Genomic DNA, 14,833 nt, shown 5'->3' with positions numbered 1-14,833 from the left:
TGATCGGGGTTTTTCATCCATTCGGTTGCCCGTCCTGACGGCCAGCGACGTCTGGACCCACTCGGTTCAAGGAGATACACATGAAACGTTCTGTACTGTTAGGTCTGTTCGTTACTGCATCGATGATGGCGTCCACTTCGTTTGCTGCGGATAAACCTGCGGACCTGTGCGATGCCAATATTCAGACCATTGAGAATGCCAAGGGGCAATTGTCAGCGAATCCGGAACTGACTCAGCGCGCTGAAACCAGTGTGGCCAAGGCCAAGGCGCTCAAGGCTCAAGGCAAAATCGACGATTGCATTGCGGAAACCTCGCAAACCATCGTGGAACTGCGCAAATCCACCGGTACCAACAACTGATCAGCGTCCCGGCCAACCTTCGGGTTGGCCTTGTGGGCCGATTGGCGTACACTGCGCAGGCTTGTTGCTCAAACAGATGTACTGAGCAATGAGTTCGGGGCCGTTTAGGATTCGACGCCGGTTGCGAAACTCTAGGTGCATGCCGACTTGGTAACAGAAGTCGTAAATCCACTGTTGCAACTACTTATAGTTGCCAATGACGACCAATACGGTGTTGCTCTCGCTGCTTAATTGCAGCTGACAATGCTCCTGGTACCTTCGGGTCCAGCAATCATCAGGGGATGTCTGTAAACCCAAAATGATTGTCATATAGAACAGAATCGCCGTGCAGTACGTTGTGGACGAAGCGGCTAAAACTTACACAACTCGCCCAAAGCACCCTGCCCTTCGGGTCGCTGAGGGTTAACTTAATAGAAACGGCTACGCATGTAGTACCGACAGCGGAGTACTGGCGGACGGGGGTTCAAATCCCCCCGGCTCCACCACTTCATCATCTAAAGACGTCCACGGACGTCTTTTTTTGTGCCTGAAATCCAATGAATACAAGGGTTTCGGCGCCTTTGGGGTCTTTGGAGAGTTTCTGAGTTCCAGGCGCTTTGGTATCCCAGGTGGTATCCCGGACCACCAAATGCTATTTTCAGGATACCAAAACGGTGCTGGAGGTAGCCCCCATGCCTACTAACGCAACCCGCCTCTCCGATCGCCAGCTCAAGGCAGTCAAGGCAACTGGTAAAGACTTCGTCCTCAGCGACGGCGATGGCTTACAGCTTCGAGTACGCGCGAGCGGCTCAATGATGTGGAATTTCAATTACCGCGAGCCGTTGACCAGAAGCCGTATCAACATGGCACTTGGTCCATACCCCGATCTCTCGCTAGCCAACGCCCGGAAGAAAGCCGCAGAGGCGCGTGAGTTGCTCGCTTTGGGCACTGATCCCAAAACCCAGCGCGATGAGGCAAGGCAAGCCAAACTTGCTGAGACTGAACACACTTTCGAGAAGGTGGCCACTGCCTGGTTCGAGCTGAAGAAAGACTCCGTAACCAAAGCCTACGCCGAAGACATTTGGAGATCGCTGACGCTTCATGTTTTCCCAAGCATGAAAACAACGCCGCTCTCTCAAATCACTGCTCCGATGGTTATCAAGATCCTTCGCCCAATCGAGGCCAAAGGGAGCCTCGAAACCGTGAAACGATTGAGCCAACGACTCAACGAGATCATGACCTACGGGGTCAACTCCGGGCTGATATTTGCGAACCCCCTCAATGGAATTCGGGCGGTGTTCAAGAAACCCAAGAAAGAGAACATGGCTGCGCTACCACCTGAGGAGCTTCCCGAGCTCATGATGGAAATCGCGAATGCCAGCATCAAACGCACGACCCGCTGCTTGATCGAATGGCAGTTGCATACGATGACCCGCCCTGCCGAAGCAGCCACCACACGATGGGCAGATATCGACTTCCAAAAGCGCATTTGGACCATTCCGCCAGAGCGCATGAAAAAGCGTCGCCCGCACACAATCCCCCTTACCGATCAGGCACTTTCGTTACTGGAGACGCTCAAGCAACTCAGTGGTAACAGAGAGTACGTGTTCCCCTCAGATAGAAATCCCCGCACCCATGCCAATAGCCAGACCGCCAACATGGCATTGAAGCGCATGGGCTTTCAGGACCGTCTGGTCAGCCACGGCTTGCGCTCGATGGCGAGTACCATCCTGAATGAGCATGGCTGGGATCCGGAACTGATCGAGGTCGCACTGGCGCATGTCGACAAGGACGAAGTTCGTAGCGCCTACAACAGGGCGGATTACATCGAACGCCGGCGTCCGATGATGGCCTGGTGGAGTGAGCATATTCAGAAGGCAGCCACTGGAAGCCTGTCGGCATCTGCCATCAATCAAACCAGGGACCGCAACGTCGTACCGATTCGCTGAACATCCGAAAGGTATGCGCCACCGGCTACGATCCGTGTCGTGTAGGGCGAAAGGAGTGACGACAGTTGCCAGATCTCTGGTATGCCTGCGCCTTTTAAGCCAAGCCCCTGAGTATGGGAAGGCTCCGCATTCCCATACTCAGGGGCTCACGCTTAAAGGTCTATCAGGCAACCACGACTTTTGCCTTTCTACGGCGGATCAACCCCGCTGTTAACTCGTAGTAGTAGATGGTAGCTGGAGCTGAGCATCGTAAATAGTGCTCCAGAAACCATCTCACGTGCTTTTCTCTCCAGGACCAGGGAGTCGCGCAACCCCAGCGTTCACGAATCACCTCGTGCATCCTTTCTGCTTGCCTGATGTGCCGCTGCCGCGTGGCATGCGCACCTTTGAGCACAGGGCTCAGAAACAACGCTATGTCGAACTCAGAGGTCATCGCCGACCTCCGATGTAGGCACTCACCACATCGATGCGGTTATGTCCCAACTCGTGGCTGATCTGCTTACGGGCTCGCTGATCAAGTGCTCGATCCTCTTGATGAACACGACCACCATTAACGGGTGCAGGAAAGCCGATTAGCTGCTCATAGCGCTCACAGGCGTAGGCCGCCCGCAGCTCATGAAAACCTTTCAATCCATACTCATGCAGGATGTCCCGTGCCGGTCGCACAACTGCCTGCATAAAGTCTTTATAGCTTTCGTCGGGCGCCAACAAATTCCGGCTGCCATTGGGTGAGGTCGCGCTGGCCCAATCCAGGGCATCGCGAACTTGATCCGTTGCCGTAATCCAGCGCGGTGCCGAGGCCCCTGATCGACCACCTTTGGTGCCATCCTGGATGTTAATCTTGCCCAGTTGCCGAACCTCACGTTGCAGTCGGGGCAGATCGGCCAGGATCGCTTCGCGCAGGCGCATACCAGTCTCACGGGCGAGGAGCACAATGGCACTCACCCTCGATTGCTGACGATCTGACAGAGCCCGCGCGATCAACTCGACCTGCGCACGGTCTTGGCCTTGCGGAGCCTCACTACGCACGCTTGAGCGCTGCAGGCAAAGCGCCTTACTCGGACTCGGGATTTTGACGTACTGATCACCGCGTAGCGCCGCCATCGTTCGGTTCACGCTGGACAGTCGGTTCTGCGCGGTGGCAATGCCGACGTTGCCCTGATCAAACTGCTCCCGCACGTGGACGGCGTACCGCATGAGGATCTCGCGGTCTATCTGGCGCGCGTCGTTGACCCTCGGTCCTTCATCGGATCGACACCAATGCACGAACGCCTGCCAGCGATCACTATGGGCTTTGACGGTAGCAAAATGGCCGTCGCCAAACAGGTCTTTCAGTGCTTGCGGTCCAGCATAGCTAAGCTGGCGACCGAAGCCGAAATTGCGCCCCGCTCGCTTACCGACCCGAGCCATTTTTCTGTTCCTGATCGACTACCGCGAGATCATGCAAAAGGGCTCGCCAGTGCGCACTTACAATCGCGAACTGAGCCCAATCAGTCGGGCGAAAACACAGCGTGTTGTCGGTGACGTAAAGATGCGCACCCTCCTCTTTCAACCATTGAATAATGGCTGTCGTAGAGGCGATAGCTTTATGGGTGGTGGCGACACTGGCGACAGCGGCGACAACCCTTGTCCTGCCTGGTTTTGAGCGTGGCGACAAAGTGGCGACAGTAGCGGCGACAAGTCGCGCTTTAGGCTCCTTTTGACGCTGAGCCAGATGGTTGCGCAGCGCTTCATCAAGATTAAACATGGCGCACCTCGAAGGTGTGGCCATCAGTGATCAACCACTGATGATCAGTCAACTCGACCAGCAGCTTGGCGGCATGACGACTGCTCTTGCGGGCAAAGCGGGGACCGTTGCGATTCAATTCACGAATACTGAAACGCTTCCAATCTTTGACCTGTAGCCATCGCAGCAGCCGGTCTGCCTCCTCTTTTACTCGACACACCGGCTCCTGCTCAGTCAGGCGCTGGATCTCGTTGAGGTAATAGCCGACTAAAGCGGAGGCCCGTTGGATATGGTCGACCTCCACGACGCTGCTCTCCTCCACAACTGCAAGAATGCCGGCGACGCGCAGCAGGTTATCTGCGGCCTTTGATCCGCTGGGCCGTACGCTGGCCAGCTCGCCAAACTCCCCCAGCTGAGCTTCGATAGCATCATGCAAATCAATCCAGCGACGACGCGCCAGCGGACTGAGGCTCAGCTTTGATAGCTGCAAGGCTCCGTCAGCGGAAAGTGACCAAGGCTGATAAAACAGAGCCGAAAGGCGGTGATGATAGCGCTTGAGGGCGGCGTCTTTGGACAAGTCGACAGCCTGGTAGCTACGTTGCCCGGCTAGGCTGGTGGGCCAGGTCATCAAGCAGCGCCCGAGAATGCCTTGCCCCTGCAGCAACGGGTCACTGAGTAACTGCATGGCCAAAAACGGTTGCAGCATCAGGTGCAGGCTCAGGCGTCGGTCATAGGCTCTTAGGCTTTCGCCTGCCATAGAGCGAGCACGATCAATCGGGCTACCGTCCCAGAGTGACGACAAGGTCGTGACCGCTTTCAAACGGTTGTCCCGACTCATAGTGCTGCTGCCAAGGAATTGTCCGCCCTCGTCACAGAACAGCCCCATGCTCGGCAAGTCATGGCAGAGCCCCTTGATCAGGGCCTCGATCGTCGGGTCTGTGGTGATCAGCCGAGGGGCCGAAGGCTCCGCTTCGAGCGGTACGCTGTTTGTGGGGGCGGGATCGGCAGGATTGATACGCTGCGCTTGTCGCTGTGCGGCACGGTACCGAAAGAGCTGCTCACGATAGTGTTGCCACTGTTCACGCTCCCATTGGCGCGCTGGCAGCAGTGCGGATCGGTCTGCCGCGGTCTTGCGATCACCGGACGCAGCCACCGTGATCAGGTACAACGACAGGGGATAATGTCTCCCGTCGAGTTGTAAGCCCGCATGACCTTGAGTGGCCAGGGCCGAGGCGGCCAACACCGATTGCGCGGCCAGTGCTTGGGGCACGCCGATGACCTCGGCCATGCGCTCAACCGCAGGCCCAAGAATCCCACCCAGTGCCTGCACCGGATAAGGCTGAGGTACGGGGTTCGACTCAATCAACGGTCGAGGCGGTCGTGATAGTTCAAGCTTCGGATCTAACTGCTGCATGGGTCCTCTCCTCGGTGATTGCTGGTTGTCCTCACGTAGTCCCGCCACGACTGTTGAGTGTTATCAGGGATCAAGGCCCCTGCGGCCTGCGAGGTGTTCACTGACGCGGAACGCACGGCTCCTTACAACCGGGAGCGAGGGCATAACCCCATGAGTCTGGCCTCCTTAGTCGCATCCGAAGATGCGGGCGGGTAGAGGCTGTGCCGACTGACGAGTTCGGCACCTGGAGATCTGGAGTAGGAGAAGGCAACGACATGGACACCTGGGGCATGCCTGACTGTCAGTCAGATGCAGCCTTTCCATTGGCTGCGGCACCGGTGCCTGTGTCGTTGCGGATGGCGACGAATCGGATTTGTCAGATCGATTGTCACGAGGAGAGTTGCGGCAATGCCCTGTACGACGTGGCTTGCAGCAGTGGTACGAGCGCCCGTCTCTTTCCAGAAGAAAGAGACGGGCGCGGATTGGCGCAGCGAAGTGTGCCAAGAGGTGAGGTTGCTGCAGTGCAGTGAGGAAGGTCCATCGTCTGCCGCAGTAGGCAGATTGGTCGAGTAGGCATCCATCACTCTTGGGAGTGACCGTGCGAGCCGCCGGACGCTAATCGCACTTGGGGAAGAACCACCACGCGAGTGGCTTAGCCTTAAAGGTTCTGGCTACCTGGGCAGGTACTGTCAACGACAGCGATCCGTGCGCCAATTGTTATACCCACTCGAAAAGGCGGTCAAGCGGCACCGCCAATGCGCTGAGAAAGTGGCGACTGTCGCCACTTCTGTCGCCATGCTCCAGACCACGTTATACGCGAGTTGTCGCCACTGTCGCCGTTGTCGCCATACCTATATCCATGCCCAACGAAAGGATCCGCTTTAACACTGAAACGGCTCTGCGCCCGATACAGATCACGAGCAATTACTGACGGGTAAAAGAAGGCTGGCGCTGATCAAATTTGAAATGAAAGGGGGGAACGCGGTGGCTGCAAGAAAAAGCGAGTGAACCCTCCGATCGGCGCGATCAAAGATCGCTTGATCGGAGGGTTTGGCGGGAAAAGCAAAGTCTCAAACGTCAATTACAAACTCAGGCATCGAAGCTCGTTGATTGGGAAGTGACTGCCTCACGTCGCATAATCAACGTCTGCTGCAACCGCAGCAGAAAACCTGCTTCAAATGCTTCTTGGGGATCACCTGGACGATGATGCTTTCGGTTTTGCGCCAGTGCCCACCACAGCGGCAATGATGAGCCATCGAGCCAGGTCTCAGCGCACCGAACGCCGTCCTCAATCATCGGGCGGAATTCATTGCCCCATGGTGTTCGAAGACCGGGACAGCCTTCAGCGGAAGGGACAGATACGTACTCACCAATCTCTTGATGAACGCGCTGAGCAGGGATACCCGACAGATATCGGAATGCTTTGTCGAACAGCACTGCCGCGTCATCCAACAATTCTACCGCCAGCTCAACGTCTTGCGGAAAATGAAGCAGAATACTCTGCGCTCCATTAAGCCGAAGAGTGGCAGCCTGCCGCAGTTTAATCGCGGCATCTTGAGGGGTAAGCAACGCGGTATCGATGCTGTGGGGTTTGGGGAGGCCGATGAGAAGCGAGAGATCAAACATCACGGAATCCTCCGAGATAGTTTGCAGAACTAAAAAAACGGCCAGGGCGGCGCGCGAGCTTAAAAGGGGGACAGGTCATTTTCCTTATCTCCTTGGTTTGATTAAGGAATGCCATCCACCGTTGCGACACGAATGGGTGGCACACCGTACAGGGGTCGCAAACCGGAAACCAAGGAACCCGGCCAGGCCGAAGCCTGCCCTGCACGGTGCGCCATAGAAAAGCAGCAGCTAGCACTTGAAGTGCTGACTGTGCGATATGGCACATACCGCGCCTTGGTTTCGATTCAGGTTGCGACACCCGACCACGGGATTGACCGTGGCGGTATAAAGCCTAAAGGCGAAACAGCTACAACACAAGCATGCAATATCCTAGAAATAACCATCCTAGCTCGTATTCTTCGATGAATCTGAATGCCCACCAGGCCGATGAATGACAAACGAGATGGCAAAGAAGTGGCTTTATGCTACCGTGCCAAAGGAAGGGAAAGGCGGGTCCAAGCGGAAAACAAAGCACACGACCGAATAAGTTTAGGGAAAAACAGTATGGCAAAAAAAACAATTCGCGTGCATCTGTTTGCACTTGATGAGCGCCGAGCTAAATTAAAAGTTGAAACAGTACTGGAATCTATAAGCTCTGCCTCACTTGAAGATAGACTTAGACCCTTTACCGACTACGAACTTCGTATCGATCAAATAGAACAACCTTCTGATAAAAAAGCTTACTGGCTAATGGATTTTGGAAAATTTCGCTGGGATGGTCCAGGACAAGGGGGACGGACTACCCACATTAAAGATATCACTTTGACAGACGGGCATTCTTTTGCTGAAGACACAGCTGCTCTTTTTGTTAGAGGACAAGATGGTCGAGGCTGGTTACTAGTTCAACACAATCATAACGGCGCCAGAGCTTCTGCGATCGAAAAATATCTGAGCATATATCTAAACGACAGCCAATCATGCGTTTATGAATTAAGTGTAAAGATGCGAGAAGATGCATTCGCACGATTAGAACAAGCGAAGCACTTTACAAAGATTAGAGTAAAGGTAGCTACTGCTTCTCTAACCTCGGACCTCTTGGATGGAAAACTATCTATTCAGAGCGCGCTTGCGGCTTCGATGCCCATACATGGCGATTACATCACTATTGAAGTTTCTACGCGCAAGCGCAAGGAAGAAAATGGGCTAAGTGTTCTACCTATGATTGAATGGTTAAAGAAGCTTGCCCGAAGTGATGCATTAGAAGCTGCTGAAGTGAAAGCGAGTGATGGAACCCAAAGACCAGAACCAATTGACTTACTTGAAGGAAAATTATCCAAGGCGTTTGACATATCTGAAAAATCAAGAGGTAGAATTACACAAGCTCAACGCTGGAACATGTTAGAGCGCGCACTAGCAGACTGGCAGTCCGTGATAAATCCATGAATATCAAACATAGATTATTTCACAAATGGTACCCCACCTTAATATCATTGGTATTAGCTATACTTACAACACAAATTCCAACATTGCTAGATTTCACTTACGAGACTAAAGACCGCTCTGCCTTTCTTTCAGCGTCTATGAGCTTAGGAGCGATTTTGACAGGATTTATCGCGACATCTCAAGCAATCTTAATGACTTTGCCGGAAGCGGGACTTCTATCAAGATTGCGATCCAGCGGTTATATACATGACCTAGTGAACTGTTTCGCAGCAGCTATGATTGGCGCAACTTTTTTTGTTGCACTCTCTTTAGTAGGATTTTTCATAACCACACTTAACTCTCAGTTTTATTATATCTGGTTTTTTTCTTTATCTTACTGCGCACTAACATTTTTTCGCGTGAGCAAGCTGATGATGCTAATACTGAAATACGGAGCAAAATAATAGCGCGGACATGACAATGGGAAGCTATTATTATCTGAAATTTCGTGAAAATCCATTGAGAGTATAGTATATTGCGAGTTTAGGACATCCCAGAATGAATGAGCTAGCAGTATGATGCAATACCCACGGAGCCGGGAGTCAATGGAGATGTTTTTTTTGGTGCGTTTACCTCGCTTGCTTGGGTTTATATCATGCTAGGGTCCAACTTCCGTTTTATCGATTTATTCTCTGGCCTTGGTGGCTTTCACCTCGCCTTAAATCGACTAGGTGGGGAGTGCGTATTTGCAGCTGAGTGGAAGTCTCATCTTCAAGATCTTTACGAGAAAAATTTTGGAATTCGCCCTGCTGGTGATCTGACACTAATTTCTCCAGTAGACGTTCCGGATCACGACTTACTTGCTGCAGGTTTTCCATGTCAGCCCTTTTCAAAGGCTGGGGAGCAACTGGGCTTTGAATGCACAAAGCAAGGCGGCCTATTTTTTGATGTTGAAGCAATTTTAAAAGAAAAAAAACCAACCTTCTTCATTCTTGAGAACGTTCCCAACTTGCTTAAGCATGACGACGGACGCACCTGGGAAAAAATACAAGAAATTTTAGGGCTTGACGGTTTAGGATATCATGTAAAAGCAACAAAGCTGTCTCCTCATAATTTTGGCATACCTCAAATTCGTGAGCGTGTTTATATTGTTGGTTCAAAAAACTCATTAGATGACTTTCATTGGCCCATAAAAACAAACGCAGAAACCACGATAGAGAGTGTACTTGATAAGAGCCCTCTAGACGCCAAAAAGTTCTCCACGCGAATAGCAGACAGCCTTAACGTGTGGAATGACTTTCTTGAGGCATGCCCTGAAAGCGTTAGACTTCCATCATATCCTTTATGGTCCATGGAATGGGGGGCGACCTACCCGTTTGAAAACGAAACTCCTTACTCGTTACGGATCCTCAAAGGAGGTAAGGCTTTAAATGGGTATAAAGGAAATCATGGTGCTGATTTAGACCTTCTTGATAATATCGATGAAAAATGGCTGGCTATACCGAGTCATGCCAGAACTGAACAAATGAGGTTTCCAACCTGGAAGCGAACATTTATTAGACAAAATAGACAGTTCTATCAAGACAATAAAGATTGGATTGATCCCTGGCTCCCCAAAATACTAAGTTTTGCTTCTAGTCATCAGAAGTTGGAATGGAACGTGCACGGTGGCGTTCAGGATATATGGCAATATGTTATCCAAATGCGCGCTTCGGGTGTACGTGTGAAAAGACGTACAACCGCTCCTAGCCTCATAGCCATGACGGCAACCCAAGTACCAATAATTGGGTGGGAAAAACGATACATGACTCCTAGAGAGTGCGCACGCCTTCAAAGCATGGAAGAACTTAGATTTCTTCCGGATACTTCTACGCAAGCCTTTAAAGCACTAGGCAACGCAGTAAATACGAAAGTTGTTGAAGCGGTTGCAAGTGCGTTGCTTATGTCAAACAAGGAGCGAACTATAATGGACATTCCGAAACAAAATCAACAGCCTGAAAACTTGATAGCCGTATGAACAACCTCAATACCAAAGCTATCACACCTATTGAAATTCGACCAGAAGTAACAATACTTTCTGTGCTTCGACATTTAAACTATAAAGCATGGTTTGCAATTGCCGAATTTATAGACAACGCGATTCAAAGCTCGATATCAAACTATGATTTATTAAAAGAAAACGACGCCACCTATAGACTAGTTGTTGATATACGGCTTAACACCACAAAACCTGGCAGCTTGATTATTACAGATAATGCAGCGGGAATTTCCCTTATTGATTTCCCTCGTGCATTCAAAACCGCTCAAGCCCCTGACATGAAAGGAGGACTTTCAGAGTTCGGGATGGGAATGAAAAGCGCCGCATGTTGGTTCGCTGAGAAGTGGAGCGTCAGAACTAAGGCTTTAAATGATGCAGCAGAAAGATCGATACACTTCGACGTTCAAAACATTATAACCAACAACATTGAACAACTTGAAGTAGAAAGCAGATCCGTAAATTTATCTTCACATTATACGGTCGTCGATTTACAGAACTTACATCATCTTCCGCAGGGACGAACCGTCGGTAAAATCAAGGAGCATCTCACAAGTATTTACCGAGTTTTTTTACGCAATCGCGATATAACTATAAGATTCAACGGAGAAGAGTTACTTTATATTTCACCGCCAATTTTGAAAAGTAAGAAATACTCTGCTCCAGGTCAAATTTCCGATTTAGACGGCCCGGAGATTGAGTGGAAGAAAGACATTAGCCTAGACTTCGGTGCGGGACAAAAGGTTTCTGGGTTCGTTGCACTACGAAAAATCGGTTCAACCCCTTTAGCTGGCTTTGCGCTATTTAGGCGAAACAGACTTATCGTAGGTAGTCATGATGAAACATACCGACCCTCATTTATTTTTAAGAACACTAACAGCTATCCGTATCAGAGACTCTTCGGTGAGCTTCATATAGAAGGATTTGAGGTCAGTCATACTAAAGATGGTTTCCGGTGGGAGGAATACGAAGATATTTTTTTAGAGCTGCTCAAAAATGAGATCAGCGCAGCTCCTCTAGATCTATTAGCTCAAGCCGAAAACTATCGAGCATTACCCACGAAAAACACCATAGAACAGAATGCTATAGAGGCGACTCAGATTGTCGCGGATTATATTGAGTCTACTGTCGCCCCTATAATCGTCGAAGCGCGGCAACAACCGGCCTCGCCTGTCCCGCTACCATTAGAGCTTGAATCAAGCCCATTACAAGCGTCAGAAAAAATAGTCTGTGTCGACGATGGGGATTGGAATTGGGTTATAACGCTCAGAACATCGATAGATCCAGCAGTCAATGATTGGCTAAGCCTTTCAAAAACTGAAAACGATATGAATGATTCGACTCGACTACGGCGCATTAGCATAGATGTGTCTCTAGCTCATCCCTTCTCTTCTGAGTTTTTAGGTCCCGATAACAAAAATATCGAGCTATTTCTACGCATCGCTACTGCGGTCTGTATCTCGCTAGTACTTTCTGAGGATCTAACATCTGAACCTCCTCATGTAGTACTTTGTCACTTGAATAGCCTCTTGAGAGGCGCCCTTAGACGCAAGGAAATCTAGTTATGGACAACGCTCACGGTCTGTTGTGGGAACCTCAAGTATTAGAAGTTACAGAGGAATTTCTCCGAAATAAAACAAAGGATCAAAATCCTAGCTATGACGATTTAACCCAAGGCGATGATTCAGTTTTAGCTGAAGCAAAAAGGATACTGGGGCGTTGCCTACCGCCAAGCTGCAAGAAGGGTAGTGAAACAGGGCTGGTCATCGGATATGTACAAAGTGGTAAGACTATGTCCTTTGAAACAGTTATCTCTTTGGCTAGGGACAATGGCTTTGGATTGGTTATTGTTTTTGCGGGAACCAAGACCAATCTAAGAGAGCAGTCTGAAGACAGATTGAAAAAAGACTTAGGAATTGAGGAAGGCGAGAACTGGCATCTTTTTTCAAATCCTACAAAAGGTGCGAGCAGTCAAATATCTGATAAAATTGGCGCATGGAAAAGAAGACCAAAAATAAAACGCGCGACTTTAATTACGGTACTTAAACAAATAAATCATTTGGACAACCTGTGTAATTTGTTAAAAGAACTTCCTCTTGAGGGAGTACCTGTATTGATCATAGATGATGAAAGCGATCAAGCCAGCCTAAATACAAATGCGGCTAAAATCCGCACCAACCAAGTTGACGAAGATACAAAAAGCGCTACATATGACCGAGTTTGTTTGATACGCGGTCAGTTTGCCTCCCATTCTTTTCTCCAATATACAGCGACGCCACAAGCAAACCTATTGCTCGCTCATGCCGATATTTTGAACCCCTCCTTTGCCGAATTAGTCACACCTGGCCCAGCTTATACGGGGGGCAAAGCATTTTTCAGAGATAATCCAGCACTAATCAAAGACATTCCTGCAACTGAAGTTCCGAACAAAGATAATGTTCTTGATAAATCGCCAAAAAGCCTTCTCAGTGCACTTAGATATTTTTTGCTGATCGCAGCCCAACATTCCCTTACGCAAACCAAGGGAAAAGACAAAAATCGGTCTATGATGGTTCATCCTGCGATGCAGACTGCTTCACACAAAGCCTATAAAACCTGGTTAGATAGATCCTTCAAGGCGCTGAAAGGGACTATTTTAAGTAACTATACTAATTCTCCCGCAGAGATCGAGAAAAGGTTTGAGGTTGAGTACTCTTCATTAAAAACGACATTCCCAAAAATTCTGCCATTAAGCAATCTCCTGCAAGAAATGATCGAAGAAGTACTTGATGATATTACGATCGTGGAAGTTAACGGCACTCCAGATGCAGAGAAAAAAATTGACTGGAAACTGTCTCCTTATTGGATCGTAGTAGGTGGTGCAAAGCTTGATAGGGGATATACTGTAGAAGGGCTTGCTATAACGTATATGCCAAGGCCCTTGGGAAATGCGGCAGCAGCAGATACTCTGCAACAGAGAGCCCGCTTCTTCGGTTATAAGAAAGGTTATCTTGGGCTTTGCCGTGTTTTCGTTCAAGCGGATGTAAAGCGTGCATTTTCAAACTATGTAGAACATGAGGAGTTTGTACGCACAGCCCTAATGGAGCACCGAGGCCGCCCACTTATTGAATGGCGACGCGATTTTGTTTTAAGTGCTCTAATGAAACCCACGAGGCCAAATGTAATAGGTCTAGATACCAGAAAAATATCTGTGGATGGCTGGATATATCCCAAAGCGTTACACCGAGATTCTGAAGCCGTATCAGAAAACAAAACCTTGTTAAATAAAGTTGTTACTGATTGGTCCTCTAGCTTTGGATCACCTACAAACTGCTCATCCTTCCCCCAATTCCAACGGACCAACTCAACAACAACCGTCATTGAAAATGTTCCACTTCTAAACGTTCTAAGTGACTTCCTGCTAACGCTTAAAGTAAAAGACACTCGTGATGCAGAGTTGCACAGTGCCATTTTGGTTTCGTTGGCAGAGCTCCTACGTCTTAATTCAAAAGCCTCAGTTGATGTCTTTTTAATGAATGGCTTGGAATCCCAGTATCGTACAAGGGAAAACTCTAGAGGCTATTCTCGTGAAGATTTCAACGCTCCCATAAACCAGTATTTCAGCCTGAGCGCCAATACAGTTAATGACAAAAGCTATATATTTAAAGATAGAATCACATTGCAGCTTAGACGTTTCAACTTGGGGATCAAAGCAGGCGATCCGTCTAGCGCAAACGTATTTGATGTAACTTGGTTTTCTCTACATATCCCCCCAAAACTGAAGAAAGAACTCGTCATAGAGTTAAGATCATAAAAAATACTTACAACCTATACTGTTAACTTTGTATTTGGCTTGTTCAAAGACAACCATGAAAAATGAAGTCCTAAGCCATGTAGCGATTTTTCATATCAATCGGTGACGTTCTGAGTAATCCTCCCTTGGGTTTTATAGAACGGACACCGATGTTTAAAACTGAATCAAATTCACTCACATAGTCCAAAACACCAACTACAACCTAACTCGACGACACCCACATACTTTTCTGACACTAAAAGCATAAAACAGTTATGAAAAATTATAGATCACCCGTAAACGCTACAAATAGCGCTTACCACTAAAATAATAAACCCATATCAACTCCAACCTGAAGACGCCTCCCTAGTTTCTCTACGTCCACCGTAAACACTATTAGTACAAAACCCATAAAAACCCGACAATAATATATTGCAGCAGAGTTAAATCAGGCAAAAGCAAATTCCGTTAGATCATTTAAAATCCACATCGATACCTATGAGTTCTATTTTATTGTTAGATACACGTTATTGAAATCGCGTACTACTACGCGACAAGGCCGTAAAACAGCACGGGGTCCCACCGATACAGTT

12 protein-coding genes and 1 other RNA gene are annotated in these 14,833 nt (G+C 49.2%); 8 read left to right on the top strand and 5 right to left on the bottom strand.

What is annotated here, in order from left to right:
* The first annotated feature begins 80 nt into the window (after positions 1–80).
* From ACZ0A4_RS28065 to ACZ0A4_RS28055, 3 genes are all read left to right on the top strand, one after another.
* Positions 81–359, top strand: coding sequence for a hypothetical protein (locus ACZ0A4_RS28065; RefSeq protein ID WP_463577214.1), 279 nt, complete (start codon positions 81–83; stop codon positions 357–359).
* A gap of 96 nt (positions 360–455) precedes the next feature.
* Positions 456–844, top strand: a transfer-messenger RNA (tmRNA) gene (ssrA, locus tag ACZ0A4_RS28060).
* 186 nt (positions 845–1,030) lie between these two features.
* The gene (locus tag ACZ0A4_RS28055; protein ID WP_200986606.1) at positions 1,031–2,287 is read left to right on the top strand and encodes an integrase domain-containing protein; all 1,257 of its coding nucleotides are present in this window, start codon (positions 1,031–1,033) and stop codon (positions 2,285–2,287) included.
* A gap of 163 nt (positions 2,288–2,450) precedes the next feature.
* Here ACZ0A4_RS28055 and ACZ0A4_RS28050 read toward each other — a convergent pair whose 3' ends face one another.
* The 5 genes from ACZ0A4_RS28050 to ACZ0A4_RS28030 form a co-directional block, all read right to left on the bottom strand.
* Positions 2,451–2,720 carry a hypothetical protein gene (locus ACZ0A4_RS28050; RefSeq protein ID WP_463577212.1) on the bottom strand — a complete coding sequence of 90 codons (270 nt, stop codon included), beginning with the start codon at positions 2,718–2,720 and terminating at the stop codon, positions 2,451–2,453.
* Positions 2,717–3,697, bottom strand: a complete 981-nt coding sequence (locus ACZ0A4_RS28045; RefSeq protein ID WP_463577210.1) for an integrase domain-containing protein — start codon at positions 3,695–3,697, stop codon at positions 2,717–2,719. The genes ACZ0A4_RS28050 and ACZ0A4_RS28045 overlap by 4 nt, the downstream gene beginning before the upstream one ends.
* Entirely contained in the window at positions 3,681–4,034 is a 354-nt protein-coding gene (locus ACZ0A4_RS28040) for a hypothetical protein (protein ID WP_463577209.1), read from the bottom strand. Before ACZ0A4_RS28040 ends, ACZ0A4_RS28045 begins: the two co-directional genes overlap by 17 nt.
* Positions 4,027–5,427 carry a YfjI family protein gene (locus ACZ0A4_RS28035; RefSeq protein ID WP_463577207.1) on the bottom strand — a complete coding sequence of 467 codons (1,401 nt, stop codon included), beginning with the start codon at positions 5,425–5,427 and terminating at the stop codon, positions 4,027–4,029. Before ACZ0A4_RS28035 ends, ACZ0A4_RS28040 begins: the two co-directional genes overlap by 8 nt.
* A 1,068-nt stretch (positions 5,428–6,495) precedes the next feature.
* Entirely contained in the window at positions 6,496–7,032 is a 537-nt protein-coding gene (locus ACZ0A4_RS28030) for a LasR-specific antiactivator QslA (RefSeq protein WP_463577206.1), read from the bottom strand.
* Positions 7,033–7,458: 426 nt separating this feature from the next.
* Between ACZ0A4_RS28030 and ACZ0A4_RS28025 the strand changes: the two genes are divergently transcribed.
* The 5 genes from ACZ0A4_RS28025 (at position 7,459) to ACZ0A4_RS28005 (ending at position 14,261) form a co-directional block, all read left to right on the top strand.
* Entirely contained in the window at positions 7,459–8,454 is a 996-nt protein-coding gene (locus tag ACZ0A4_RS28025; protein WP_463577204.1) for a DUF6731 family protein, read from the top strand.
* Positions 8,451–8,897 (top strand): hypothetical protein, encoded by a 447-nt coding sequence (locus ACZ0A4_RS28020; RefSeq protein ID WP_463577202.1) that lies wholly within the window; start codon positions 8,451–8,453, stop codon positions 8,895–8,897. The genes ACZ0A4_RS28025 and ACZ0A4_RS28020 overlap by 4 nt, the downstream gene beginning before the upstream one ends.
* A 191-nt stretch (positions 8,898–9,088) precedes the next feature.
* The gene (locus tag ACZ0A4_RS28015; protein WP_463577200.1) at positions 9,089–10,450 is read left to right on the top strand and encodes a DNA cytosine methyltransferase; all 1,362 of its coding nucleotides are present in this window, start codon (positions 9,089–9,091) and stop codon (positions 10,448–10,450) included.
* On the top strand, positions 10,447–12,030 hold the full coding sequence (locus ACZ0A4_RS28010; RefSeq protein ID WP_463577198.1) for an ATP-binding protein: 1,584 nt from the start codon (positions 10,447–10,449) through the stop codon (positions 12,028–12,030). Before ACZ0A4_RS28015 ends, ACZ0A4_RS28010 begins: the two co-directional genes overlap by 4 nt.
* A gap of 2 nt (positions 12,031–12,032) precedes the next feature.
* The gene (locus tag ACZ0A4_RS28005) at positions 12,033–14,261 is read left to right on the top strand and encodes a Z1 domain-containing protein (protein WP_463577197.1); all 2,229 of its coding nucleotides are present in this window, start codon (positions 12,033–12,035) and stop codon (positions 14,259–14,261) included.
* Positions 14,262–14,833: the final 572 nt, after the last annotated feature.

This window comes from Pseudomonas sp. AC172, assembly GCF_979258595.1.
Note: the sequence above shows the minus strand (reverse complement) of the source record. Positions and strands in the feature narration are given on the sequence as shown.